Origin of the sequence: Cytobacillus firmus, assembly GCF_023657595.1 — a bacterium.
GTDB classification, from domain to species: domain Bacteria; phylum Bacillota; class Bacilli; order Bacillales; family Cytobacillaceae; genus Cytobacillus; species Cytobacillus firmus_B.
On the sequence record NZ_CP098323.1, the window covers coordinates 552474 to 577641 of the forward strand.

The window sequence follows — 25168 nt, forward strand, 5'->3', positions numbered from 1 at the left end:
TTTGATTATTCGAGATTTATCAGAGCCTCGGCAAACCGTTTAATCCCTTCATGGATGTTTGCTTCATTTTCCCTGCCAAATGTAAATCGAACGAACCCTTTCTCGGATCCCATGGTTGTTCCGGGAACATATATGACACCCCGTTTTATTGACTCTTCAAGCAGCTGATTTTCATTGTGCTCTTTTTTGATCCGGCACCAAAGATGTATTCCGCCTTGCGGTGTACTAAATTCCACTTGGTCTTCCAGAAACTGATTCAGGCTTGAAACAATTGAGTTTCTCCGCTGTTCCAATTGCCTGGTCAGAAATTTTAAATGTGACTCAAAGCCTGCGGACTCAATAAAATCATTCGCAATCCATTGCGAATAGCTTCCATGGCCGAAATCCACCTGCTGCTTGGCATCTGATAGCCGCTCAATTACCGATCTGGGGCCGATGATCCAGCCGATTCTAAGCCCGGAAGCGACAATTTTGGTCAAAGAACTAATATATAAAACAATGCCATCGCGATCCAGGGATTTGAGTGTATTCATTTTTTCACCGGTAAAGGGTGTTAGGCTGTAAGGATCATCTTCCACCACCGGAATCCCGTATTCAGAGGACAATTCAAGGATTTTTCTGCGCCTGTCTTCAGGAAGCAATGTGCCTGTTGGGTTTTGAAAAATAGGATTTAAAAAGATCATCTTTATTCGATGCTTTTTATATAAGGCTATAATATCATCAGGATTTACTCCATGCTTGCCTGTTTTTAAATAATAGGTTTTGACTCCGGCTGATTTAAAGATTGGCAGGCTGTAGTGATAAGAGGGATCCTCGATGGCAACAGAGTCCCCGGGTTTTAAGAGGCATTGGACGACAAGGTGCAGGGCCTGCTGGGCACCGGATGTAATAAGTATGGAAGAAGGGCTGGTCTCGATGTCCCGGTACTCTTTTACATGATCAGCCAGTGTACTTCTCAGAATTTCATTTCCCTGCGGGTGATCGTACCCCAGTGTCCCGATAAAAGAGCGATTAGAAGTAATTTCTCTTAGAGAAGCCAAAGGAAAGAGGTCGTGAGAGAGTTCCCCGCTGGCCAGGTTGATCAGTTTTGTCTCTGCCAGTTCTTTATGTATCCTTTGTGTGACTGGCAAGTTGGGCAAAAAGGAGCCTGCTTCAATATACCGGTTCCAGCTTGGAATACGTCTTTTCGCCATTCCCCAAATATCCTTGCTGACCATCGTACCGCTTCCCCGGTTTCGTTCGACGATCCCGTTTGACTCCAGTTCATCATATGCAGCAACAACCGTGCTTCTATTGATATCAAACTGTTTTGCTAATCCTCTTTCTGAGGGAAGCGGTTTGTCTGGCGGGAAGGTGCCATCTGCTATTCCTTTTTCTATATACATCGCCAGCTGCTTATAAATAGGTGTTTTTAATTTTCTATCAGGTTTCCAATCCAATTGAAACATCCTTTTATAAAAAAATGAGTTTTGTAATATTATATCAGCTCTTTGAAAAATTATCGGCTGCAATATTGAGTAAAAGTTCATGTTGACTTTTGAAACTGTAAATATTATTATTACAGTATATCCTGTAAAATAAATGAATGCAGATTAATGGTGTGTTAACTGTAATTTTTATTATTACATTTTAAAAAGACGAATACAATAGAGGGAGTGTTTTAAATGGTGAATCTATTCTTATCTTCAAGCTGCGGTTCCTGCCGGAAAGCACGTGCGTGGCTTGAGGAGCATCAAATTGAGTATGTGGAAAGGAACATAGTAACGGAGCCGCTTACAGTCGATGAAATTAAATCGATTCTTCGTCTTACTGAGAATGGGACCGAGGAGATTATTTCAACTAAATCAAAAGCTTACCAGGAGCTTAACGTGAATATTGATTCAATGCCGCTGAAAGAGTTATATCAATTAATCATTGATAACCCGCAAATGCTCCGCAGACCGATTATACTGGATGAAAAAAGACTGCAGGTAGGCTTTAACGAGGATGAAATTCGCAGCTTCCTTCCTCGGAAGTTTCGTACGTTTTCATACAATGAACTGCAAAGATTGGCTAACTAGACAGCGCCAGTCTGTAAATTCTTGACAAGTCATTCTGTAACACTTAGTCTTACAGTACAGTATCAGAAATATAGGAGGCCGGCCATGAATAGCGATTTTACTCTTGCCATTCACAGTCTAACTTATCTCGCTCTGCAGCTGGATCGCATGTCAACGAGCGATGCGATTTCTGAAAGTGCAGGTGTCCATCCGGTCCGCATCCGAAAAGTCCTGAGTTTATTAAAAAAACATGGATTTATCAAATCAAAAGAGGGAACGGGCGGCGGATTTATTTTTGCCCGGGATTTAAGTGAAGTGAATCTTTGGGATATTTATAAGATTACATCTGAAGGTGCACTTCAGCCGAAGTGTCCGGATTCAAATGAAGCGTGTGTAGTGGGTGCGAATATGCAAAGAGTTCTGATCAGCATCTTTTTAGGTGCAGAGGAACATTTGGGAGAATATTTGAAGCACTATACCTTAAAAGATATTGTTGATCTTATCCATAAAGAAAAATAATTGGGAGCTTCCAGGCTTTCCAGCAGCTGAAATGTAATAAAAAAAGTTACAGTTTTAAAAAACACTTCGAAGAAGGTGAATTAAATGATGTCCAACCATAATGCGATTTTAAAAACGGGAGATTGGGTTAAGGGGAAATCCCGAGAAGGGGAACTGATCATTGGCTATATCGAGAACCTTGAAGAAGGAATTATTAAGACAAAGGTGATTTCGAGTGATAATAAAACCATTGAAGGCAAAATCATTCCCCTGCAGAGCAAACAGGTTAAGAAAATGCCCGCGGCGAAAGTGGCCAACAAGGAACAGATTCATTTCCTGATTGATCTTGCTCTTTCCACTGGAGATGAAGAATGGTTCTTTGAATTGACTTCGAAGCTTAACTCGATGAGAGAGCTTGTTAAGGGTGTTAAATAAATCCGGGGAAGTGCCTGTGTCAGTCTGCTTATCAGCAGGTGGATGCAGGCACTTTGTTTTTATTTTGTAGTTATTCCCATAAAAATACCATTTGAAGAGGGATTAGAGCTTGGATTTCGAATATATTATTCCAGGTGGGTTACCACTATTTTTGTAAGTTTTAATATCGCGTATCGGCTGATTGGGAGGATAGTCTTTGATAAAAATACTTCGAATAGTTTTGTCTGTTGTTATTATTCCGTTAGCACTTTATATGTTAATTACTCATAACTTTGAGTGGATGCCCTTTAATTTGTTTTTGCTAAGCTTGTTTATGATGGTGATGGGGACGGATGAGTTTATAAAAGGCAGAATACAGTATAGGTATCTAAATTTAGCTGTTTCATTTTTTATGGTTTTTGTTGCTTTTTATATTTGGTGAAAGGTCGCATGTGAGTAATCGTGCAATTTTATTAAAAGGAATGATGTTATATCAAATACAATATCAGTCAAATGCTGGCAAGAAAAATAATAGCGGCATCCATAACAGGGTCGCTGTTCTCTGTTATGTTAGGTCTGATTACAGCGGATACGTTTGCCGGAGAAGTTAATTCAGCTGGCGATTATTTTCAGGGAGTTATATTGTCCATTCCCTTCTATCTTCTGTACAGCTTCCCGGTCATTTTGGTTTATGGCACAGTAACTTCCGTCATTAGTGACTGCATAGTCTTTTTTTTTCGAATCATACAAACAGGAAACTGGAATTTTATATTTCATTACTTCTTCACCTGCTTTTTGGATTAATTTTGCTTGGATTAAGTTTAGCTGCAGCTGTATTATTTTTTGTTGCGGATATTGTTTTACGCCGTAAACAAATCGGCGGCTGGAGAAATGCTTTGAAATCATTATGTTTGCCGGTTTTCATCTGGATTGTGTTTATGGGCGGCATGTATCTTATGGATGTTGGTGGGATTTGATGTGTATTGTCCGAGTCAGCCTATGTTTGTCCGAACACAATGGAATTCCAAGATGCAAATATCACAATACACCATTCCCTCCATTGCCCATAAACTGAAATCGGGGTGATGAATATGTTTAGACTAAACCAAAAAGATATAGAATCCTATCATCAAAACTATTTCCGCCCGTCCTGTTTGCGAGCGTTAAATCTAAGGTTTAGCAGCTGGGATTTCTTTGCTCCCTTCTATGACAAAACTCACGACCAAATCAAGATTCCTCCTCAATTGACCATAACCCCTGAAGACACGGTTCTCAACTACTTCAGTATTTTGCGGGAAGCTGAAAATATGTACGACAGGGGCTGCGGCACTATAGGCCAGGCAAAACTTCCTTTTCCCATTGCTTATAACTTTTTGTCTCAGGAATATCAGAATAAATTAAGCTATAAAGAATATGTTCATTTATTTTCCGGGATCGGGCATACAAGTTTAATAAAGCTATGCCGGGTTCCGGATAGAAAGCGGGGAATTAGATACTTTTATGAAATTGAAACGATTGAAGGGGCTGAAGGCAAGAAAGCTGAGTACTTCGGATATTCTTATGGTTTTATCAGTCTTGTAAAGGAACAGGAAGGTTTTCGGATTTCTGAGATGAGCAGGTTTGAGGAGGATTTCCTGTGTGCGCCATACCATGGCTGGGATCATGATGGGGAAGCTGTTGTTAAGGTGAAGTATGGACATTGGTGCCACTTAATAGAGCATATTTACCCAACGATTAGAAATGAGTACATTAAGAGCATTTATTTTCATGGTAAGGACGGAGCGGATTATTGCATTATCTTTGCGCTTTTAACCAATGGGACCGACATAGAAATCGCCCAATTCCGTAAAGCGGGAAATGAGGAGTGGGAGCAGGTGTACACGAAGCCGGAAGAGGATTGTGCAGGGGAATAAGGGAAAATTTTCACAGGCTGTTAAGTCGACAGCCTTTTTTCAAGATATGGATTTTGGGTTTACTTACCACTTTTAATGATGATACCCTTTAGGAAAGAGGTGGAAAAATGAACCTGATTCTGTTTGCTATTATTCACATTGTAATGGGGTATGCATTGATCTATACATATGGTAAATTGCCAAAAGCAATAGCCGCATTTGCATTCGTCTTTCTAACTATGAGTTTTCTTTATTGGGGAGCAGTGTTAATCAATTTTGCCAATTAGTTCAGCTGCCAGAGGGCGGCTTTTTATTTTTGACAAACAGCAGTTACAAAGAGGGATTCCATGACGATAAGGAATATGAAAAAGTATTTTAAGAGAATTATAGTAACATTATTATTTTCCTATTTTGTATATAGCACTTTTATAAATCTCGATTACAGAAATCATATGAAGCAAAGTCAGGAACGAAATTACCAGCATTTGCGAGCTATATCTGCAATTGGAGATAATCTGGCTCACAGGCTGGATGAATTCACGAGGATACCTATTGAGCAAGAGGATGAAAAGAAAGCTGAATTGTTTGGCTCATGGCGGGTTGTCAGCAGTGAGAGCAGGAGTATTTACTCCTATTTGTCCCGTATGTCCACTTTACATATGGAGGATGAGATCGATGACTGGAATTTGCTTCAATATAGTTTGTTTCGCGTTGATATGTTTATAGATGGCATGACTATTAAGTTTCTGGAAAACCGGTCATATCGGATAAGTGATGAAGAAAAAGAAAAAATGGATGCAGTTATTTCTGTGTATCGAAATGTCAGCAAAGAGGCAGAAAAGGAGTCTGTCGATATAGAAAGGCTCCTGGAATCTATACAGGAACCCATGCTGATTATAAATAATTATTATTCAGATGCCCTTGAAAAAACATATAGGAATTAACTAATACCCCCACAAAACGTGGGGGTCATGTTCACCAAATATAAGCGCCTTCACATGTATTGGCCTTAGGCTCATAATAGCAATGCTGTTTGAATTGCCCTGAGAAAGGCTGATCGTACCATGTTGGCGGACATGCAGCGTACGGGTTGAAATACCAGAGAGCAAACTTGGAAGGATGCTGTCTCCAATAATCTAACGTTTGTTTGGCCAACCTCTTTTCCACACTTCGTGCCCGGTTGTAAAAAACATTTCCTTTTTGTACAGCTTCAAAAGAATAATTCCCTCCCTGCACCTGGAAAATGACTTGCGGGATGGTCCTTAAGCCTTCAAAATCGAGGCAATTAGCTTTTCGGCGGTTGACGATTACATTCCCGACCATAAGCATCCCCAGTTTTCCTTCACCTTCGGCCTCTGCTCTCATCATCCTGGCCATTATTGCCACATCGCTGTCGGTATATTGTACTCTTGGCACTTTTTATCACCTCTAAAGGAATTGTATTAAGAAATTCTGCAAACATGTTACCAGGTTCAGTTTTAAACTTAGAAAATATTAATTGGGGGTGCAAACTGCATCGCGTTCAGCACCCCCTTATTAGTTATATAAATATTAGAGTTAATGAGCTTGCTAATTTATATGCTATGTCTGTTAGAGAAATGCAGAAAAGTAAACATTGGGTGAAACTTTCACTTTGGGAATTCGTACCACTATTTAAGGGGTGAGGTATCTTGAAAACTAAAGATGATAAAAGAGAAGTAAGCCTGAAAAATTTATTATATGGTATAGGCCTATTTATTTTCGGTGGTATGGCTTTAACAAATGTGACGACACCACTGCCATCAAAGGAGGAAACAAAAGAATTCCTTCTGTTTATTTTTGGATGTGCATTAATCTATTACTTTTTAGTAAGTGTATACTACTTAGGAGGATTATGGAGAAAGGTTTTTTATACGATGTTAATTCTGCTATTTCTGTTTAGTATATTTATGATTTTTTATTTGATAACACATTCAATACCGCACTAATAATAAGAAAGGACAAAGGGACAGGTATTCTGTCCCCTATTTCAGCTGGGACGATGAACCTGCCCCTCTGACCCGCAATACTCTTTAATCAGCCTAACTGCTTTTGTTTGGCTGATTCCAAGGTCGCTTGCTACTTTTCTGGAGGATTTATGAATCTGATAGGATCGTCTTACCAGGTTTCTTTTGGTCTCATCCAAAGCATTATCCAGAGTAGTGTAATGAGATGGGCAGACTGCTTGATTAGTACTTTCCTTGATCATGTCAGGGAGATCTGCAATCTGAATAATAGAGTTGCTGATGATGACTAATCTTTCAATCAGGTTTTCAAGCTGACGCACATTTCCCGGCCAGGAATAGTGAGTAAGGATATTTAGGCATTCTTCAGAAATGACTTTATTATCATTATATTTATGATTGAATTTATTCAGGAAATTGTAGGTAAGCGGGATGATATCTTCTCTTCTTTCCCGTAATGGCGGCAGGTGAATGTCAATGACATTTAAGCGATAAAACAAGTCTTCTCTAAATAACTTGTTTTCAATCATAGTCTGCAGATTCTGGTTGGTAGCCGCGATGATGCGGACATCAACTTTTTTCATTTCGCTGCTTCCTACAGGGATAAACTGTTTTTCCTGAATAAGCTGGAGAAGCTTAGCCTGCACGGATAGGGGCATTTCGCCGATTTCGTCCAGGAAGATGGTACCGCCGTCCGCTGCTTCTATTAATCCTTGTTTTCCTAACTTATTTGCCCCGGTGAAGGCGCCTTTTGAGTAGCCAAATAGTTCTGACTCCAATAATTCTTCCGGGATGGCCGCACAGTTAATAGCAAGAAAAGGTCGTTTATTTCGATTGCTGACTTTGTGAATATATTGAGAGAAGGCACCTTTTCCAGTTCCAGATTCTCCGAGAATCAGAATATTTGAATCAGTTGGAGCTACTTTTTTGCAAAACTCCAATATTCCTTTAATCTCCCCGCTATTGGTCACAATGGTGATTTCCTCATCTTCATCCTGCTGAGTTGATTTTGACTCAATTTGATCCTCAATCGCATTCATTATTTTCATTTTTTGTATTTCTGTAGATGTAATGACAACCAGTTCAATTTCATTTTTGTTATTTAAGATCGGGATGGCCGTAGTCATCAGCTCTGCCCCGATATAGGTCTGCTGTCTCATGTAGCACGGCTCTTTCCGCCGATAGACCTCAGGTACAATAGAAGGTTTCCAGTAGCCTTTTTCAAAAAGTTCCACATTGTACTTTCCGATGATGTCTTTTGGCTTAAGCCCGTAATGCCTCTCACATACCTTATTTACATATAAAATCCGCATTTCTCCATCCAAAACAAAGATCTCATCTGAGGAATAATCGAGAATTTTTAACAAGGTCTCCAGTGTCATTTCTACATTGCCTGTATTTGTTGGCATTTTCATTAGATGATCCCTCCTGAGTCATTTTTGGTTCGGATAAATCTGCGTAATGAGTCCATTTTAACTCAATATCACTTGTTTTTCAGTATATTTTTAATCTTTTGTTTAATTATAAAGGGTTTGCACTATTGGCACAGTACTTGCATTGAAAAGGAGTATAGAACGACATAAAGGAGGTTAGGGAATGGGAAATACCCCAAATATTCTCGATATCACCATTATTGGCGGAGGACCAGTTGGTTTATTTACCGCTTTTTATGCGGGAATGCGCCAGGCTTCCGTGAAAGTGATCGAGAGCCTGCCGCAGCTTGGCGGCCAACTATCAGCGTTATATCCAGAAAAATATATTTATGACATCGCTGGTTTTCCAAAGGTAAGAGCGCAAGAACTTGTAGATAATTTATTAAAGCAAATGAATCAATTTGAACCAAGCATTTGTTTAGGAGAATCAGTTGAAAGCATCTCCCGCCTGTCTGACCGGTCATTTGCAATCACAACAAATAAAGGCACCCATTATTCGAAGGCAGTGATCATTACCGCGGGAAACGGTGCTTTTCAGCCAAGAAAATTAAATATCGACAGCGAGAAAAAATATGAAAACAAAAACCTTCATTACTTTGTTAAAGACTTAAAGCAATTTGCCGGCAAAAAGGTGGTCATCTTTGGCGGTGGAGATTCCGCTGTTGACTGGGCATTGATGCTCGAGCCGATAGCCGAACAAGTAACACTGATTCACAGGAGAGATAAGTTCCGGGCTCATGAGCATAGTTTTGAAAAATTGAAAGATTCCAAAGTGGAAGTGCTGACGCCTTATATCCCACTGGAACTGGCTGGAGCAGATGAAATAGAAAACGTGATGGTGGAAAACACAAACAGCGGAGAAACAACGCTCATTCAGGCAGATGATATACTAGTGAATTTTGGATTTGTATCTTCTCTGGGTCCCATTAAAGATTGGGGTTTGGAAATAGAGAAAAATGCGATCTTAGTAAACTCCAAAATGGAAACGAATATTGCCGGGATTTATGCAGCAGGCGACATCTGCACCTATGAAGGCAAAGTAAAGCTGATTGCCAGCGGCTTTGGGGAGGCGCCGACTGCTATCAGTAATGCAAAGGTTTATATTGACCCAGCTTCAAAAGTACAGCCGCTCCATAGTACAAGCATGATGGCGAATAAGGAAAAAACCGGTTCAGCCATTTAATTTATAAAAATTCATATTAGAGGGAGATATATCATGACTGCTTACAATAAAGTGCAAAATGCAACAAACCGTACGTTTGAAAGAACATTAACCTATGACAAATACACAGATCCGAAAGTATTAGACAAAGAGATGGACCTTGTTTTTGCAAAGTCCTGGCAGCTCGTTGGGCATGTTAGCCAGGTGGAAAAGGCCGGAGACTTTTTTACTGCGGAGGTGGCGGGGGAGCCGATTATCGTTAACCGCGGGAAAGATGAAGTCGTTCGTGCTTTTTATAATGTTTGTCCGCATCGGGCGACAAAGCTTGAAAAAAATGAAGCCGGAAATAAGAAGATCCTTCAATGTGCTTATCATGGTTGGACATTCAAGCTTGATGGCCAGCTGAATAAAGCTCCTAACTTCAAAGGAGAAGATGAGGCGTGTGTAAAGGATGCCTGTCTGCGTTCTGTGCGAATGGAAATTTTAGAATCACTCATCTTTGTGAATTTGGATGACAATGCAAAGCCATTAAGCGAGTCATATGGAGATTTCTTCGAAAGATTAAGCAAGAATACATTTTTGAGTGAGCTAAAAAGAACCAGCCAAAAAACACGTACATTTAAGGCAAACTGGAAGGCCTTTATGGATAACTACTTGGAGTGTGACCATTGCCATGTTGCTCATCCAAGCTTCGTGGCGGCACTGGATATGAATGATTATCAGATTATTACGTGTGAGAACTATTCCATGCAAGGAACGGTTGTAAAGCCGGATAAAAAGTATGGAACGGTTAATTTAGATGAAGCGGAAATGCAAGGCGGCCAATTCTACTGGCTTTGGCCAAATCTGATGCTGACCATTTACCCTGGACCAGGCAATATGGCGACCATTCAAATCATTCCGATTGATCATGAGACATCCATGGCTGTCTATACTTATTACTTCCGCGATGAAAACCTCTCACAGGCAGAAAAGGATTTAATGACTTTCGCGGAGCAGGTCCGTTCAGAGGATATTGAGCTGGTGGAATTGGAGCAGATTGGCTTCCGTTCACGAGCGTTCAATAAAGGCAGATATTCGTCTTCAGAAAAGGCAATTGTTCAATTTCATGAAATGGTATTGGAGGCCCTAAATGAGTAAATTAACCGGAGTTCAGCCAACTAAGAAATATTTAATGATTAATGGAGAAAAAGTGGAAGCAAACCGTTACACATCCCTTTATTCACCTTATTCTGGGGAAGAAATTGCCCAAATCGCGATGGCCAGCAAAGAACAGACTGAAAAGGCCATTGAAGCTGCGTATGAATCCAGACAGTTGATGGCAAAAATGCCTGCCTTTAAGAGAGCGGAGATTTTAGAAAAAGTGGTTTCTCTTTTGACTGAAAAAGCGGATGAAGCGGCAGAGATCATTACCCGTGAGTCTTCCAAACCGATCATGTTTTCAAAAGCGGAAGTGGCCAGAACAATCGAAACCTATAAATTTTCCGCTGAGGAAGCGAAGCGCATTCACGGAGAAACGATTCCTTTCGATGCTGCATCGGGCGGTGTTGGCCGGATCGGCTATACATTAAGGGAACCGATTGGGGTCATAGGAGCCATCACTCCTTTTAACTTCCCTATGAATCTTGTAGCTCATAAGGTAGGTCCAGCGATTGCAGCAGGCAATACAGTGGTATTAAAGCCAGCCTCTCAGACGCCGCTCTCGGCATTGTTTATAGCAGAGTTATTTGAAGAGGCAGGGCTTCCGCCAGGGGTGTTAAACGTTGTGACCGGACCTGGAAGTGTAGTGGGAGAAGAAATTGTCAGAAATGACCTCGTCAGCATGGTCACCTTCACCGGCAGTCCTGAAGTAGGGATTGGGATCCGCAACAGGGCAGGTTTAAAGAAAACAACATTGGAGCTGGGCTCTAACTCAGCACTGATTATTGATAAAGATGCGGAGGTTGATCGAATCATTGACCGCTGCATTATGGGGGCTTTTTCAAATCAGGGGCAGGTCTGTATTTCGCTTCAGCGAATCTATGCACATGAAGATGTGTATGAAGAGTTCACAGAAAAATTTACTAGGGCCGCAAAGCAGCTGAAGGTTGGCGATCCGCTTGAGCCGGATACGTATATTTCTTCTTTAATTTCAAAAGGAGAGGCTGATCGAGTACTGGGCTGGATTGAGGAAACAAAGAGCAGCAGTGCTGAGATTACGGCTGGCGGAAGCCTTCGTAATGGAGTACTTGAGCCTACAATCATTACAAATGCCGAACATGATTTAAAAGTATCCTGCCAGGAGGCTTTTGCCCCCGTTGTCGTTGTAAATAAATTCAACTCCATTGAGAAAGCCATTGAGCAAGTCAACAACTCGCGGTTTGGACTGCAGGCGGGAATTTACACCAACAATGTGAAGCACGCCCTATATGCTTCACAGGAGCTGCATGTTGGGGGAGTCATAATCAATGATGTTCCAACCTACCGTGTTGATCAAATGCCATATGGCGGTGTAAAGGAAAGCGGCACCGGACGGGAAGGCATCAAATATGCAATAGAAGAAATGACCGAAATGAAATTAATTGTCTGGAATAATAACTGAAGGTGAAGGGAGAATTCTGTGAAAAATTATAAGATTGCGGTGATCGCAGGAGATGGAATCGGACCTGAAGTGATTGGCGAAGGGATTAAAGTATTGAATAAAGTGGCGGAAATTGATTCAGGTTTCAGCTTTAATTTCACTTATTTTCCATGGGGATGTGAATTTTATACTAAGCATGGAAAGATGATGGAAGACAATGGCATAGAGACATTGAAAGAGTTTGACGCCATTTACTTGGGGGCAGTCGGGTTTCCCGGCGTCCCTGACCATATCTCATTATGGGATTTGCTTTTAAGAATCCGCAAAGAGTTTCAGCAATACGTGAATATCCGGCCTGTCCAATTGCTGAAAGGGGCAAAAACTTCCTTAGTGGATGTAAAACGGGAAGATATCAATATGCTATTTATACGCGAAAATACCGAAGGAGAGTATGCTGGTGCGGGTGAATGGCTGTTTAAGGGGAAGCCGAATGAAGTTGTACTGCAAAACAGCGTGTTTTCCCGTAAAGGAACGGAAAGAATCATCCGGTATGCGTTTGAAACAGCCCGTAAAGAGGGCAGGTCTCTTACAAGCATATCGAAAGCAAATGCATTGAATTATTCAATGGTGTTCTGGGATCAGGTTTTTGAAAAAGTAAGCGCTGAGTACCCTGATGTGGAAACTGCCTCCTATCTGGTCGATGCCGCTGCCATGCTGATGGTTAAGGATCCAAAAAGGTTTGAAGTGGTCGTCGCATCCAACTTATTTGGAGATATCTTAACAGACCTGGGGGCTGCCATTGCGGGAGGAATTGGGCTTGCAGCTGGTGCCAATATTAATCCTGAAAGAGAATATCCGTCCATGTTTGAGCCTATTCATGGCTCTGCTCCTGATATTGCCGGAAAGGGGATTGCCAACCCGCTGGCTTCCATTTGGTCTGCCAGCCAGATGCTGGATTTCTTCGGGTATGAAAACTATGGGAAGCAAGTACTCGATGCAATAGAAGAGCTGCTGATAGAAGATCAGGTTCTGACACCTGATATGGGAGGAACAGCTTCTACAAGTGAAGTGGCCGATCGAATCATTGACCTCATAGATACCCGTATATCAGCGGGAAAAATAGGTGTTTAAAAGTCAATGGATATCATAGGAGGAAGATTGTTTCTTCCTATGGTATAGGTTGATTTTTCTCCTATTTCTTTTATACTTAACTTTTATTAGCAGGCTGCTTTAAACCTATTGTCACCTTATATATACTAGAATACTGGGTGCCGCAGAGTGACCGATTTTTCCAAAAACTGACCGAAAGAGATTACCATTTTTTGCGCGCCAGTTTGATTTACCTTACGTAAGTGTAGGTTTTAATCGCAAATTTCTCTGCTGAATAGTCTTGCTTTTTTTGAAGAGATTGGAAACCGCTTACATTTAAATTACTGAAAATTCAATATCTGACAAGGAGTGTTGATATGAACAGTAAAAGAACTGTCTTTTATTCCTCATTAGCTATAAGCTTGGCTTTGATTAGTGTTGGGGTGCTTGCTCCTGAAAAATTAGAGAGTTTCTCCAATAACTCTCTGGAGTTTATCTATAATAATTTAGGCTGGTTTATTTTGGCCAGTGTATTTTTCTTTTTTGCTTTTTGCCTGTATATTGGCCTCTCAAAGTTCGGGCATATCAGGTTAGGTCAAGACGATGACAGGCCAGAGTATAAAACAGCTACATGGGTAGGCATGCTGTTTAGTGCCTCCATTGGCATCAGTCTGGTATTTTGGGGTGTAGCAGAGCCTGTTTCATACTATATTGACCCTCCGTTCGGAAAAGGTTCTTCAGAAGAATCGGCAAAGTTAGCCATGCAGTTTGTTTATCTTCATTGGGGAGTCTCAGCCTGGGCGTGTTACGCTGTGGTAGGAGTATCTTTGGCCTTTTTCCAATTCCGCAAAAAGCTCCCTGCATCTTTAAGTTCTGTATTCTACCCTTTAATAGGCGACAAAATTAGAGGGCCTTTTGGCAAAATGATCGATATTATGGTTATTTTATCAATTGTTATTGGAATAGCAACTTCACTGGGCTTTGGTACATTGCAAGTGAATAGCGGCATGAATTATCTATGGGGTATTCCAGTAAGCTTCTACTCTCAAATGGCTATCATTCTGGTTGTTAGCTTAATATATGTGGGTTCTACGGTTTCAGGCCTTCAAGGGGCTATGAAGAACCTTTCAAACCTCAATATGGCATTGGCATTTGCGTTATTGGCTTTCATACTATTCCTGGGGCCGACTCAATCCATATTAAAAATCTTCGTTCAAGGCATAGGGGATTATGCTCAAAACTTTATTGGGATGTCATTTAGGACAGAACCTTATAGTGAGGGATCCTGGATTGCAAGCTGGACGCTGTTTTATTTTGGCTGGTGGATTGCCTGGGCTCCTCTTGTCGGCAGCTTCGTAGCCAGAATCTCAAAGGGAAGAACCATTAAGGAGTTTATGGTTGGGGCTATCTTCATTCCTGTTATAGGGGCTTTCTTCTGGTTTGCTGTAATGGGCGGATCAGCCATTGATCTGATTCAAAACATGGGGGAGAACGCTATTGCCACGGCAGTTTCTACTGACGTAACCTCTGCTTTGTTTAAGTTTTTTGACTATTTTCCAATGAGTGTATTTTTAAGTATTTTAGCAATGGTGTTAGTACTTGTTTTCTTTATTACTTCTGCCAATTCAGCTGTTTTCGTATTAGGGATGATCAGTGAAAATGGAAATCCGAATCCATCTCACTCAACGAAAATCATTTGGGGTATTGTCATTGCAGCGGTATCAGCTGTACTAATTATGACAGGCGGTTTGTCAGGGCTGCAATCTGCCTTAGTAGCAACTTCTATTCCATTAGCTATTCTAATGCTTGTGATGTGTTATTCAACTTATAAAGGATTGAAGGATGAGCTAAAAATGATGAGAGTAAGTAAAAGTCAGCAGGAGCGTATAGTTGATATTAGAAAAAAGGTGACAACGAAAAAAGCATAATTTTGGATTAATTAATATAAAAAGTGCCTGTCTCTTCATATGAATGAAGAGACAGGCACTTTTGCGTATTCTATTAGTGACTTTGCTTAACCGGTAGAGGGGGACGTGTTGCCATTTTTCTAATTAGTATTTTAAATGGCTTGTTTTTCAGTATTGTAAATAAAATACAACCAGCAATCACAATGAAACTGCCCACAGTCTGAATCCAGGTCATTTCTTCCCCTAAAAAAGCAAATGCCAAAACGGCTGTAAAAACGGGATTAAAGTTCAAGAACAATCCAGAGGTATTGGGGCCAAGTTTATTCACTCCGATATTCCAAAGGACCATACACAGGACGGTCGAAATCAGGCCGGTATATAAAATGGATTGAATAAAAGAAGCATTTATGTTCGATACCGTGAAGCTGGAAACACTAAAAGGAAGCAAGGCAAGAAGGCCGAAAATGCCAGAGTATAGAATTGACATCATCGGTGAGACGTTCCTCATCGCCCATTTGCTGCTGACAGAATAAATTCCCCACATACCTACAGCTGCCATCATATAGAGATCTCCTGCATTAAATGTCATTGAAAATAATAATTCCAAGTTCCCTTTTGAGAGGACAATCAGAACGCCGAATAATGAAACAAACATAGAAAGGAATTGAAGTGAATTCATTTTTTCTTTTAGAAAAATGAAAGAGAAGGCAGCAATCGAAAACATGTTCAAGGTTGAAATTAACCCAACATTCGTAGCTGATGTTTTTTCAAGTGCCATGAATTGCAGAGCCTGAAACAAAGCAACCCCCGTGATACCCATCAGCAATAATGGCAGGATGGCATTTTTCGGCGGCAGGAGCCGTTTCTCTTTATGCCAGACAAGAGGAACAAGACATATAATGGCGATGGTCCATCTTAAAATGGTTAAGGTAATAGGAGATGCGTGGTCCACAAGCGTTTTTCCAACAATAAAATTTCCGCCCCAAAGTAAGCTTGTTAATAAAAGGAGAAGATAATATTTCACGTCATTTAGCCCCATTTCAGAGCCATTGTGCACAATGACATTGTTTATATGAATAATTTTAACATTTTTTATATTAAACAAAAGATAATTTTGTATAATGAAGTTAATTTAAAATAATTAAAAGTTTATTAGATAATAAGTATGAAAAGTTCAGTTTTGATATGTGATTTGAAAAGGATTTGGAATAATTGAAAAGGGTGGATGGACAGTGGAATCGATTGTAAGTAAGGTACTGGATCACCTGGATATAAAAATCTTGGATTTGCTTCAAAAGGATGCGCGGATTAGCAACCTGGAACTGTCGAAAAGGGTGAACCTGTCAGCTCCGGCTGTTCATGCAAGAATTAAGCGGCTGGAAGCGGAAGGGTATATCCAGGAGCATGTCGCTATTCTAAGCCATGAGAAGCTGGGCTTTGATTTATTATGCTTCGTGTTTATGAGCACCAGTATGCATCAGGCGGAAAAACTGGAATCTCTTGAAAAGACGCTGGAATCCATGAAGGAAGTTTTAGAATGTCATTGTTTAACAGGAGAGTATGATTATCTTTTGAAAGTGGCGTGCAAGGATCGCAAGGGGCTGGAGATGTTCATCAGGAAGCTGAATGAATTGGGAATCACGAAAATACAGACCAGCCTGGCGCTGAGGGAGATAAAAGATTCGACGGTACTGCCGATTCAGGAATAGCATTGTTATGGGAAAAGTGAAACCTTTTCCAGAAAAAATCGTAGTAGAATCTAGAAACAAAGTTCAGGAGGGATTAGGTTGACGAAAAAGCTCGCGCAGCTCCAAACCCGGTATTATGTGCTTTTTGGCGCAGCATTGGTTCTGTGATCGGATTAGTGGCTTATGTGAAAGATTGGATTTAAACGATGGACGGGCAGCCGATTAGCTTTTCTGTATGAGTGGTATTCTTGACTGTGTTTAAAACAAACATAATCAGGAAAAATACATATAAGTACTTGTGCAGGGGAGGAAACAAAAATGCCATATGATAAACTAAGTGATCTGCCAGACTTCGTTAAAGACAATCTTCCGCATCACGCCCAGGAAATCTTTAAGGAAGCGTTTAATTCTGCAAGTGAAGAGTATGACGAAGAAGAAACGGCCTTTAAGGTGGCCTGGAGTGCAGTGAAGAAGAAATATGAGAAGAATGATGATGATAAATGGGTTGAAAAGGAAGAGTAAATAGGTAAAAGGTGTCCCGTTTGAGGACACCTTTTTTCAATCTTCTTCCGCTTCATTCTCAACATATTTCTTCAAGTTCTGGTATTGTTCTTCAAACACAAATTTAGCCGTCCAGCCTAAAAGCTTGGTTGTCAGCTTATAAAAGAGGCTGCTCGGAATCAGGCTTGCTTCTACAATCAGGCGCGTCCCGTCATGTTCCCTTGATAAGAGATACCTTGAAATGCTTAATCCCTCTTTGGAATGGGAGTGCATAACCACTTTATAGGGAGCCTCATATTCGATCAGCTCGGAATCGATTTTGAGTATTTTTTTATCCAATTTCTGAACGGTAACAAATTTAGTCCCAGGCTGCGGGATTGGTTTATTTTCCTCATTGTCATATATGTTTTCGATCAGCATGGTATTCCAGAGCTTTATTTTTTCATCGTCATCCACGTATTTAAAAACCAGATCAATGGGGGCGTGAATGACATCTTCATACCTGTAAACCTTTATTTCTTCCATTTTAAAATCCTCATTTTCTATTTAATCAAAAGCATCTTACTAGTTTTTTCGGCCAAGCTTGCTGGAATTTAATAAAGGGAAAAATTTTGTAAATTTTCTGAAACCAACTAAGCACTTATCCGTATATAAAAATAAGAGGTGATGGACATGTCAGGAATAATTATTATGGGTTTGCTTCTTATTATTGTAATTGGTATTAGTGGTTCCAAACCATCAAAACGTACTTATGATAGTGGGAATTCCTCCTCCCATTATTATATAGGAGATTATAGCAGCAGCTCGGATAACTGTGAGAGTTTCGGAGGAGATAGCGGCGGGTGCGGAGGCGGCGGTGACTGAATCCAGGCCAATTATTAATAAATAGAGGTGCTAAATGAACTATCTTTGGAAACTGGCTGCCGGTTTATGGCTGGTTATGGCATTGACAGGATGCATAGCGGAAGAATATGATTTCACTCCGCCAGCTGTAACTCTCTCCAACACCGATAGTGTACAGTCAGCAGAATTAAAGGAAGCAAATGTTGATTGGAGAGGAGAAAATAACAAACAGATCAAAAAAGAAACAGATGATTTGTTATCATTTGCGAAGAAACAGAAAACATTGACCTATAATGCCGGGCAAAAAATAGATCTGCTGTTTGACAATGAAGATTTTATGGTGGAAGAGTTATCAGTTTCCCTTTGGAAAAATGATAAGGAGATTCAATTGGATTTAAATGAACATCGTTCTTTTTCTCTTCCTGAAGAAGAAGGTGAATATGTAATAGAAGTGTATCTTTGTTCTGATAAAGGAAGCGCACAATATGCAGGGAATGTGGTCATTCAGTAATTGGAGGGTCTTTCAAATTTGGATTTAATTTTTCAGAATTATGGAATTCTGTTTAGATTCAGGATATAAAAACTCCCAAAAAGTCTGGAAAAAGAAATTTGGAGAACCAGACTACCCTGTAAAATGTTACTGGGGAGAAGGGGCTCATCATATGATTTGGCGAGTCAGGCTGATTCTATCCATACTTTTCGCCATTGAAATAGGAGATTAGGGTAAGGTTATCTCTCCCTATAAAAAGAAGTTTTTCCTCCATCTTCATACAAAGTGAGGAAAAACTTCTTTGCAGTTCCAATTGGTCGTGTACTCTGCTCCTTATTTACTAAGGAACGATCCTGATCAGTTTAAACAAGGATTTTACCTAAAGCCGCCTCGTCTGCAATAATGGTCACAGCGGGGTGTTTTTTTAATATTGATGCTGGGAAGCTTTCGTTTACTTCTCCCTCCAAGAGCTGCTCTAAAGCTGCACTTTTTGCATCTCCCGAGACAAGCAATAGTATTTCCCTGCTGCGCATAATGCTCGTAATTCCCATGGTAATGGCATGAGAGGGAACTTCATTCATGCTGTTAAAATATCTTGCATTGGCTTTGCGTGTGGAAGGTGTTAATTCGACTATATGTGTTTCGGAGTCAAAGGATGTTCCTGGTTCATTAAAGCCGATATGGCCGTTGCTGCCGATGCCCAGAACTTGAAGGTCAATGCCTCCATGTCTCTTTATCAGAGATTCGTAGTCCCTGCATTGCTGCTGGGGATTGATTTTATCGCCAGAAGGAACATGAGTATTCTCCTTTTGAATATCAATATGATTAAATAAATGCTTGTCCATAAAATAACGGTAACTATTCGGGTCTATACCAGAAAGCCCCAAATATTCATCCAGATTAAATGTTGTTACGTCCCTGTAGGATGTATGCTTCTTTTGATGATCGTCTATCAATCGATCATACAATCCAACTGGGGTACCGCCTGTTGCCAATCCCAGCTTAATATCAGGGCTGCGGCGAACTCTTTCGATTAAAAATCCCGCTGCTTTTTGACTCATTTCATCATAATTTTTTGCTTGTAAGACTTTCACTGCTGTTCTCCTCCTCGATGATAGGCAAGCTCTCCGCGGCAAAATGTCATGGCTGCTTCAAGCTGCTCATCCAATATCACGATATCAGCATCTTTTCCAATGCTAAGGGTTCCTTTGCGATCAATGACATTTAACTGCTTAGCCGGATTTACAGAAGCCATTTGGATTGCATCTTCCAGTGAGCAGCCCGTGAAAGCCATCATATTTTTCATTGCATTTCCGAGTTTTAGAATGCTCCCTGCGAGGGTCCCATCCTGTAAAACAGCCTTCCCGTCTTCAACCGTTACAGCCTGTCCGCCAAGATCATAGACTCCACTTTTTAAGCATTTGGCACGCATGGCGTCTGTGATAAGAATCAGTTCTTTTTCGCCTTTTTGCTGAAAGGCAAGCTTCATCATTTCAGGACGTACATGAACACCGTCGGCGATTAATTCTGCTGTTAATTCTTCGCGAAGCAAAGCAGCACCCACCACACCGGGTTCCCGATGATGCAGGCCGCGCATTTGATTAAATAGGTGTGTGACATGTTTAGCACCAGCCTCAATAGCTTGGGAGACTTCTTCATATGTGGCATCGGAATGGCCGATAGAAGCAATAATGCCGTTTTCATCCAGGTATTTCACCATTTCCATGCCGCCTGGCTGTTCAGGAGCCAGTGTAACAATTTTTACCGTTTTATTTGCGAGATTATTCCACTTTTCAAATTGCTCAATACTGGAATTTACAATGAACTCCTCAGGCTGAGCACCAGCTTTGGACTTATTGACATAAGGTCCTTCAAGGTGGATGCCAAGAATTTCTGCTTTACCGGGAGGCTGATTCTTCTGTATATAGCCCCCAGCGTTTATTAGAGCCTTTTCAATGGCTGTTTGGCTCTGAGTCATTGTTGTGGCTAAGAAGCTGGTAGTTCCTTCTTTAGGAAGAGCAGCAGACATGATCTCTAACGCCTCCACTGTGGCATCCATCACATCAGCACCATTAACTCCATGTATATGAATATCTATTAGTCCGGGAATGGCCAGAAAGGAAGAGGGAACTTCCATCACTTCAACTCCCTCCGGTGATGGAAGTTCCGTGATTGGTCCAATCCCGATTATCTGGTGATCCTGCAATAGAATATAGCCTTCTTCAATCTTTTGGTCTTCCGCATATATTTGCATTCCTTTAAGCAAAATAGCTTTCAAGGTAAACAACTCCCTTTGTGCAGATCAGCTGGTTAAGTCTCGCTAATCTCTATAGTATTCATAACCAATGTTTCAAGAGCTCCCTGTTTTCCGGGTGAAGGAAGCTTCTTTCTAGTAGATATTCTACTATCAGGAATGAATGAAAAGTAGATACATACTCTAAATTGAACGTGTTTTCAGTGTTATCGGGGAATTGATGAAAAGAATTGAAACCGATTTCAACCTCATTGAACTTCGGCAGCTGCGAATATATGATACGGACAGGAGGGAAAAAACAACAAGATTTCTCATCAAGATAAAGGGGGTCAACATCAATGAAAAAAGCTTTTGAAAAAGCACAGCAATTTGGTAAATCATTCATGCTGCCTATTGCGGTTTTACCGGCAGCAGGCTTGTTATTAGGAATAGGCGGAGCGCTGTCCAACCCGAATACGGTTTCAGCATATCCTTTTTTAGATATCAGTTGGCTACAGGCCATTTTTACAATAATGAGTGCCGCAGGTTCAATCGTATTTGCCAACTTGCCGATCATATTTGCGGTAGGGGTAGCGATCGGTTTAGCACGTTCAGATAAAGCAACGGCTGGATTAGCAGCCATGATTGGTTATTTTGTTATGAATAGCACCATTAGTGCACTGCTTTCATTAACCGGAGACTTGGTGAAGGATAATTTGGCAGGAGCCGGTCAAGGAATGGCTGTTGGGATTCAGACTTTGGAAACGGGGGTATTTGGCGGGATTATCGTCGGGATAACAGCTGCTGCCCTGCATAATAAATACAATAAAATTCAGCTGCCTCAAGTGTTAGGATTCTTTGGAGGATCTCGCTTTATTCCTATAGTCGTTTCATTTGCTTCAATTTTTGTAGGAGCGATTCTATTTGTAATATGGCCTTATTTTCAGGCATTAATCAATGGGCTGGGGTCAGTGGTTACAGGCACCGGGGAAATCGGAACCCTTTTCTATGGATTTATTTTGCGTATGCTTGGACCGCTTGGCCTGCACCATATTTTCTACCTTCCTTTCTGGCAAACCGCTCTTGGCGGAACACTGGAGATTGGCGGAAAATTAGTCAGCGGTACACAAAATATCTTTTTTGCGCAATTGGGTGACCCATCGACTGAACAATATTACGAAGGGGTATCCAGATTTATGTCAGGCCGTTTTATTACAATGATGTTTGGCCTGCCGGGAGCTGCATTGGCCATCTACCATTGTTCTAAAAAGAAAAACAGAAAAGTGGTAGCAGGTATTTTGCTTTCAGCAGCGTTAACATCATTCCTGACTGGTATCACAGAACCGCTTGAATTCAGCTTTTTATTCGTGGCACCTCTTCTTTATTTAGTGCATGCTATTTTTGATGGTTTTGCTTTTATGATGGCAGACATTTTCAATATTACTGTTGGTCAAACCTTCTCAGGCGGATTTATTGATTTCATTTTATTTGGAATTCTTCAAGGTGCCGATAAAACAAATTGGCCATATGTATTGATGGTAGGGATTCCATGGTTCTTCCTATACTACTTTACCTTTAAATTCTTAATCAGAAAAAAGAACTTCAAAGTTCTTGGACGTGAAGACGAAGAACAGGCAGCAGAGCAAGTTTCAGCTACAGACCGTGCCAAAACAATTGTAGAAGGATTGGGCGGAACAAATAATATTGATATTGTTGATTGCTGTGCGACTCGTCTCCGGGTCACTGTTAAAGATGATTCCCTGGTGAAAGATGATATCATTAAACAGACTGGATCAAAAGGAATTGTGAAAAAAGGAACGGGTGTTCAAATTATTTATGGACCACAAGTCACCATTGTTAAAAACGAAATAGAAGAGTATCTAGGTCAGTAATAAATAATAAGGACGTGTTTTTAAATGCATCAAGTGCTGAAACAGATCAAAAACGGGCTAATTGTTTCCTGCCAGGCTTTAGAAGGAGAACCTCTTCATAGCTCGTTCATTATGGGACGTATGGCATTGGCTGCAAAAGAGGGAGGAGCTGCTGGCATTCGTGCCAACTCTGTCCCTGATATAAAGGAAATAAAAAAACAAGTGGATCTTCCTGTAATTGGCATCATTAAACAGGTATACAAAGACCATCCTGTCTTTATTACACCAACGATGAAAGAGATCGATGCCTTAGCTGAGACAGGTGTCGAAATTATTGCAACAGATGCAACGAACCGGATTAGGCCGGATGGAAAGGATCTGAAATCGTTTTATCAGGATGTAAGATCAAAGTATCCAGATATACTGCTGATGGGCGATGTCTCTTCAGTAGAAGAAGCTATATTTGCCGATGAGCTCGGATTCGATATTGTCGCACCGACATTATACGGATATACAGAAGAGACAAACGGTTTGAAAATCGATGATCATGACTACACCGTTATTAAACAAATCGTCAAAGAAGTGAAGCATGCTAGGGTTATAGCTGAAGGAAATGTTTCAACTCCGGAAATTGCCCGTTCAGTACTGGACTTTCATGTTCACTCGGTTGTGGTTGGCGGTGCGATAACCAGACCTCAGATTATCACGAAAAGATTTGTAGATGCTATTAAAAAATAAGATCAGCTGAAAATAACTCAGTCTTCTGACTGTGTTGTTTTCAGCTTTTTGCTTTAGTGAAAAAAGGTATAGATATTTCATAGTTTTCTGCCCTTTGAATAAAAATAAGGTTAACATCTTGTATAATGAGCCTATGGATTATTAAAAAGGAGATAGAATATGGAATATCTCGGTGAAAACCTTCTTCATAGCATAGCCTGCTCTATGGAGAAATTTACAATCTCGGAGTCGGACTTAGCAAAGTATATAATTGAAAATCCGGATGAAATCAGCCAAATGTCTATTAATCAAATCGCTAAAAAAATTCATATTTCCCCAGCTACAATCACCCGTTTTTGTCAGAAAATCTCTTTTACAGGTTTTAATGAATTTAAGCATGAATTAAAAAGATATATCGATTTAACGAACAAACCGACTGTGTCCAGTGATATTAAGGAGATTGATTATTTTTCCAATCTCTATCAAAACCATTTGGAGATCATCGAAACGACTTTTCGAAAAATGACTTATTTTGATATTCAGCAAGCTGTTTCTCTTTTAACGGAAGCGGAGAAAGTGCATGTATATGGCATCGGCAACTCAGGGATTGCAGCACAGGAGTTTAAATGGAAGTTTTTCCGGATCGGAATCCAGGTTGAGTCGATTACAGATCCTCATCAAGCTGTCATGGATGCAGCATTAAGCTCAGACAGAAGCCTTGTCATTGGCATTTCTGTTTCAGGGAACACAAAAGAAATAATCGACGCTGTTAAAATTGCTAAGAAGCAAGGTGCGTCGGTCCTTGCCATCACAAGTGAGAAAACATCCGAACTCTCCCGGCTGGCAGATCTATCCCTTCTGGTAATGAGTAAAAGCAGTATGCATATGGGCCAGAATATTTCTCCAACGCTGCCGCTCTTCCTGCTCTTTGACCTGCTGTATACAGAACTTGTTGCAAAAGATTATGTCAATCGTGTTCAGATTCGGGATAAGACATTGAGGGCCTTGAAGGATATTTAATGAGGGGAATGGCATAAATGAAGATAAGACATGGAACAAAGAAGAGCCCTTAATGTAAAGGCTCTTTTACCGTTTCTTCACTGCTGGAAGAATTCAATGCGAATATTCCGCCGATAATCAGTATGATTCCCAGGGTCTTCATGGTGCTGAATGCTTCTCCCCATAAAATGGCGCCTATAAAAGCAGTCAACGCGGTTCCTGCACCAGACCAAATGGCATAAGCCAGGCTTAATGGAAGGGTTTTAAGACATAATGATAAGCAATAAAATGAAAGTGCATAGCCAAATACGACTCCTGCAGATGGCAGGAGCATAGTTAATCCATCCGACAGTTTGAGCATGGTAGTGGCAAAAATCTCTCCAGCGATTGAAATTGTTAAGAATACATAACCTCTCATACTAATGGCCTCCACCGCTATTCAATAAGATGACGCCGCCGACTATCAAAGCCAATCCCAGAAGCTTTTTGCCATTTATATTCTCTTTGTAGATAAAGATCCCGACTAAGGCTGTCAGCACAGTCCCGAGACCGGCCCAGATCGCATAGGCAACGCCTAGAGGCAGCGTTATTAACGATAAAGATAGCGCGTAAAAAGCGACACTGTATCCAATGATTACACCAATGGATGGCAGGAGCTTTTTAAATCCGTCTGCTGCTTTAAGCAAGGAGCTGCCAGCCACTTCACTTACAATGGCTAATGCTAAAAGAAAATAGGCATTCATATAGTCTCCCCGTTTCTTCTGCGAATGGTTTCAATTTATTTTACCTTTTCGATGGCTTCTTTTGCCAAGTATATGAATAGGTGAAACCAATTTATTTCCAAATCGTA

General features: G+C 40.7%; 29 protein-coding genes and 1 pseudogene. 20 read left to right on the top strand and 10 right to left on the bottom strand.

Annotation, left to right across the window (positions count from 1 at the left end; all coding sequences use genetic code 11):
• Positions 1-5: 5 nt before the first annotated feature.
• Positions 6-1439 carry a MocR-like pyridoxine biosynthesis transcription factor PdxR gene (locus tag NAF01_RS02995; RefSeq protein ID WP_250801706.1) on the bottom strand — a complete coding sequence of 478 codons (1434 nt, stop codon included), beginning with the start codon at positions 1437-1439 and terminating at the stop codon, positions 6-8.
• A gap of 225 nt (positions 1440-1664) precedes the next feature.
• On the opposite strand from NAF01_RS02995, the gene spxA reads away from it, so the two are divergent.
• From spxA to NAF01_RS03010, 3 genes are all read left to right on the top strand, one after another.
• A complete protein-coding gene (gene spxA, locus NAF01_RS03000) occupies positions 1665-2060 on the top strand; it encodes a transcriptional regulator SpxA (protein ID WP_048009705.1) in 396 nt (131 codons plus the stop codon).
• 84 nt (positions 2061-2144) lie between these two features.
• The gene (locus tag NAF01_RS03005; protein WP_035325467.1) at positions 2145-2558 is read left to right on the top strand and encodes an RrF2 family transcriptional regulator; all 414 of its coding nucleotides are present in this window, start codon (positions 2145-2147) and stop codon (positions 2556-2558) included.
• Between the two features lie 84 nt (positions 2559-2642).
• Positions 2643-2972 (top strand): IDEAL domain-containing protein, encoded by a 330-nt coding sequence (locus tag NAF01_RS03010; RefSeq protein WP_197248644.1) that lies wholly within the window; start codon positions 2643-2645, stop codon positions 2970-2972.
• Positions 2973-3563: 591 nt separating this feature from the next.
• Here the strand turns inward: NAF01_RS03010 and NAF01_RS03015 are convergent.
• A complete protein-coding gene (locus tag NAF01_RS03015; RefSeq protein WP_250801707.1) occupies positions 3564-3728 on the bottom strand; it encodes a hypothetical protein in 165 nt (54 codons plus the stop codon).
• 314 nt (positions 3729-4042) lie between these two features.
• On the opposite strand from NAF01_RS03015, the gene NAF01_RS03020 reads away from it, so the two are divergent.
• From NAF01_RS03020 to NAF01_RS03030, 3 genes are all read left to right on the top strand, one after another.
• Positions 4043-4864, top strand: a complete 822-nt coding sequence (locus NAF01_RS03020) for a hypothetical protein (RefSeq protein WP_197214108.1) — start codon at positions 4043-4045, stop codon at positions 4862-4864.
• A 107-nt stretch (positions 4865-4971) separates the two neighbouring features.
• The gene (locus NAF01_RS03025) at positions 4972-5130 is read left to right on the top strand and encodes a hypothetical protein (RefSeq protein ID WP_197214109.1); all 159 of its coding nucleotides are present in this window, start codon (positions 4972-4974) and stop codon (positions 5128-5130) included.
• Positions 5131-5190: 60 nt separating this feature from the next.
• A complete protein-coding gene (locus tag NAF01_RS03030) occupies positions 5191-5787 on the top strand; it encodes a hypothetical protein (RefSeq protein ID WP_250801708.1) in 597 nt (198 codons plus the stop codon).
• A 31-nt stretch (positions 5788-5818) separates the two neighbouring features.
• On the opposite strand, the gene NAF01_RS03035 is transcribed toward NAF01_RS03030, so the two are convergent.
• Positions 5819-6259 (bottom strand): cell wall hydrolase, encoded by a 441-nt coding sequence (locus NAF01_RS03035; RefSeq protein ID WP_048009700.1) that lies wholly within the window; start codon positions 6257-6259, stop codon positions 5819-5821.
• Positions 6260-6513: 254 nt separating this feature from the next.
• On the opposite strand from NAF01_RS03035, the gene NAF01_RS03040 reads away from it, so the two are divergent.
• A complete protein-coding gene (locus tag NAF01_RS03040) occupies positions 6514-6810 on the top strand; it encodes a hypothetical protein (protein ID WP_197248650.1) in 297 nt (98 codons plus the stop codon).
• 41 nt (positions 6811-6851) lie between these two features.
• Here the strand turns inward: NAF01_RS03040 and NAF01_RS03045 are convergent, their stop codons facing one another.
• Positions 6852-8240, bottom strand: a complete 1389-nt coding sequence (locus tag NAF01_RS03045; protein WP_250801709.1) for a sigma-54 interaction domain-containing protein — start codon at positions 8238-8240, stop codon at positions 6852-6854.
• A gap of 181 nt (positions 8241-8421) precedes the next feature.
• Between NAF01_RS03045 and NAF01_RS03050 the strand changes: the two genes are divergently transcribed.
• The 5 genes from NAF01_RS03050 to NAF01_RS03070 all read left to right on the top strand — a co-directional run bounded on the left by NAF01_RS03050 (position 8422) and on the right by NAF01_RS03070 (position 14997).
• Complete coding sequence (locus NAF01_RS03050; RefSeq protein WP_250801710.1) at positions 8422-9441, top strand: NAD(P)/FAD-dependent oxidoreductase; 1020 nt, start codon at positions 8422-8424, stop codon at positions 9439-9441.
• A gap of 33 nt (positions 9442-9474) precedes the next feature.
• Positions 9475-10560 carry an aromatic ring-hydroxylating oxygenase subunit alpha gene (locus NAF01_RS03055; RefSeq protein ID WP_222499970.1) on the top strand — a complete coding sequence of 362 codons (1086 nt, stop codon included), beginning with the start codon at positions 9475-9477 and terminating at the stop codon, positions 10558-10560.
• Entirely contained in the window at positions 10553-12001 is a 1449-nt protein-coding gene (locus NAF01_RS03060) for an aldehyde dehydrogenase family protein (protein ID WP_250801711.1), read from the top strand. The genes NAF01_RS03055 and NAF01_RS03060 overlap by 8 nt, the downstream gene beginning before the upstream one ends.
• 18 nt (positions 12002-12019) lie before the next feature.
• The gene (locus tag NAF01_RS03065; RefSeq protein ID WP_250801712.1) at positions 12020-13111 is read left to right on the top strand and encodes a tartrate dehydrogenase; all 1092 of its coding nucleotides are present in this window, start codon (positions 12020-12022) and stop codon (positions 13109-13111) included.
• 335 nt (positions 13112-13446) lie between these two features.
• Complete coding sequence (locus NAF01_RS03070) at positions 13447-14997, top strand: BCCT family transporter (RefSeq protein ID WP_197214116.1); 1551 nt, start codon at positions 13447-13449, stop codon at positions 14995-14997.
• A gap of 73 nt (positions 14998-15070) precedes the next feature.
• Here the strand turns inward: NAF01_RS03070 and NAF01_RS03075 are convergent, their stop codons facing one another.
• Entirely contained in the window at positions 15071-16000 is a 930-nt protein-coding gene (locus NAF01_RS03075; protein ID WP_250801713.1) for a DMT family transporter, read from the bottom strand.
• 208 nt (positions 16001-16208) lie between these two features.
• Here NAF01_RS03075 and NAF01_RS03080 point away from each other — a divergent pair, with 208 nt between their 5' ends.
• Together NAF01_RS03080 and NAF01_RS03085 are read left to right on the top strand one after the other, a co-directional pair.
• The gene (locus NAF01_RS03080) at positions 16209-16685 is read left to right on the top strand and encodes an Lrp/AsnC family transcriptional regulator (RefSeq protein ID WP_250801714.1); all 477 of its coding nucleotides are present in this window, start codon (positions 16209-16211) and stop codon (positions 16683-16685) included.
• Between the two features lie 297 nt (positions 16686-16982).
• On the top strand, positions 16983-17186 hold the full coding sequence (locus NAF01_RS03085) for a ChaB family protein (RefSeq protein WP_250801715.1): 204 nt from the start codon (positions 16983-16985) through the stop codon (positions 17184-17186).
• 36 nt (positions 17187-17222) lie between these two features.
• Here the strand turns inward: NAF01_RS03085 and NAF01_RS03090 are convergent, their stop codons facing one another.
• Complete coding sequence (locus tag NAF01_RS03090; RefSeq protein WP_250801716.1) at positions 17223-17690, bottom strand: SRPBCC domain-containing protein; 468 nt, start codon at positions 17688-17690, stop codon at positions 17223-17225.
• 147 nt (positions 17691-17837) lie between these two features.
• Between NAF01_RS03090 and NAF01_RS03095 the strand changes: the two genes are divergently transcribed.
• From NAF01_RS03095 to NAF01_RS03105, 3 genes and pseudogenes are all read left to right on the top strand, one after another.
• A complete protein-coding gene (locus tag NAF01_RS03095) occupies positions 17838-18029 on the top strand; it encodes a hypothetical protein (protein WP_163139475.1) in 192 nt (63 codons plus the stop codon).
• 34 nt (positions 18030-18063) lie between these two features.
• On the top strand, positions 18064-18519 hold the full coding sequence (locus tag NAF01_RS03100) for a hypothetical protein (RefSeq protein ID WP_250801717.1): 456 nt from the start codon (positions 18064-18066) through the stop codon (positions 18517-18519).
• 37 nt (positions 18520-18556) lie between these two features.
• Positions 18557-18730: pseudogene (locus tag NAF01_RS03105) on the top strand (GNAT family N-acetyltransferase); the annotation flags it as partial.
• A gap of 130 nt (positions 18731-18860) precedes the next feature.
• Here the strand turns inward: NAF01_RS03105 and nagB are convergent.
• A complete protein-coding gene (nagB, locus tag NAF01_RS03110) occupies positions 18861-19592 on the bottom strand; it encodes a glucosamine-6-phosphate deaminase (protein WP_250801718.1) in 732 nt (243 codons plus the stop codon).
• Positions 19589-20776 carry an N-acetylglucosamine-6-phosphate deacetylase gene (gene nagA, locus NAF01_RS03115; RefSeq protein WP_250801719.1) on the bottom strand — a complete coding sequence of 396 codons (1188 nt, stop codon included), beginning with the start codon at positions 20774-20776 and terminating at the stop codon, positions 19589-19591. Before nagA ends, nagB begins: the two co-directional genes overlap by 4 nt.
• 314 nt (positions 20777-21090) lie before the next feature.
• Here nagA and NAF01_RS03120 point away from each other — a divergent pair, with 314 nt between their 5' ends.
• From NAF01_RS03120 to NAF01_RS03130, 3 genes are all read left to right on the top strand, one after another.
• Positions 21091-22623 (top strand): maltose/glucose-specific PTS transporter subunit IIC, encoded by a 1533-nt coding sequence (locus NAF01_RS03120; protein ID WP_197214124.1) that lies wholly within the window; start codon positions 21091-21093, stop codon positions 22621-22623.
• Between the two features lie 24 nt (positions 22624-22647).
• Positions 22648-23340 carry an N-acetylmannosamine-6-phosphate 2-epimerase gene (locus NAF01_RS03125; protein ID WP_226619668.1) on the top strand — a complete coding sequence of 231 codons (693 nt, stop codon included), beginning with the start codon at positions 22648-22650 and terminating at the stop codon, positions 23338-23340.
• 159 nt (positions 23341-23499) lie between these two features.
• Entirely contained in the window at positions 23500-24339 is an 840-nt protein-coding gene (locus NAF01_RS03130) for a MurR/RpiR family transcriptional regulator (RefSeq protein ID WP_197248677.1), read from the top strand.
• A gap of 49 nt (positions 24340-24388) precedes the next feature.
• On the opposite strand, the gene NAF01_RS03135 is transcribed toward NAF01_RS03130, so the two are convergent.
• Together NAF01_RS03135 and NAF01_RS03140 are read right to left on the bottom strand one after the other, a co-directional pair.
• Entirely contained in the window at positions 24389-24736 is a 348-nt protein-coding gene (locus NAF01_RS03135) for a DMT family transporter (RefSeq protein ID WP_197248679.1), read from the bottom strand.
• 1 nt (position 24737) lies between these two features.
• Positions 24738-25061, bottom strand: coding sequence for a DMT family transporter (locus NAF01_RS03140; protein WP_197248681.1), 324 nt, complete (start codon positions 25059-25061; stop codon positions 24738-24740).
• Between the last annotated feature and the right edge of the window lie 107 nt (positions 25062-25168).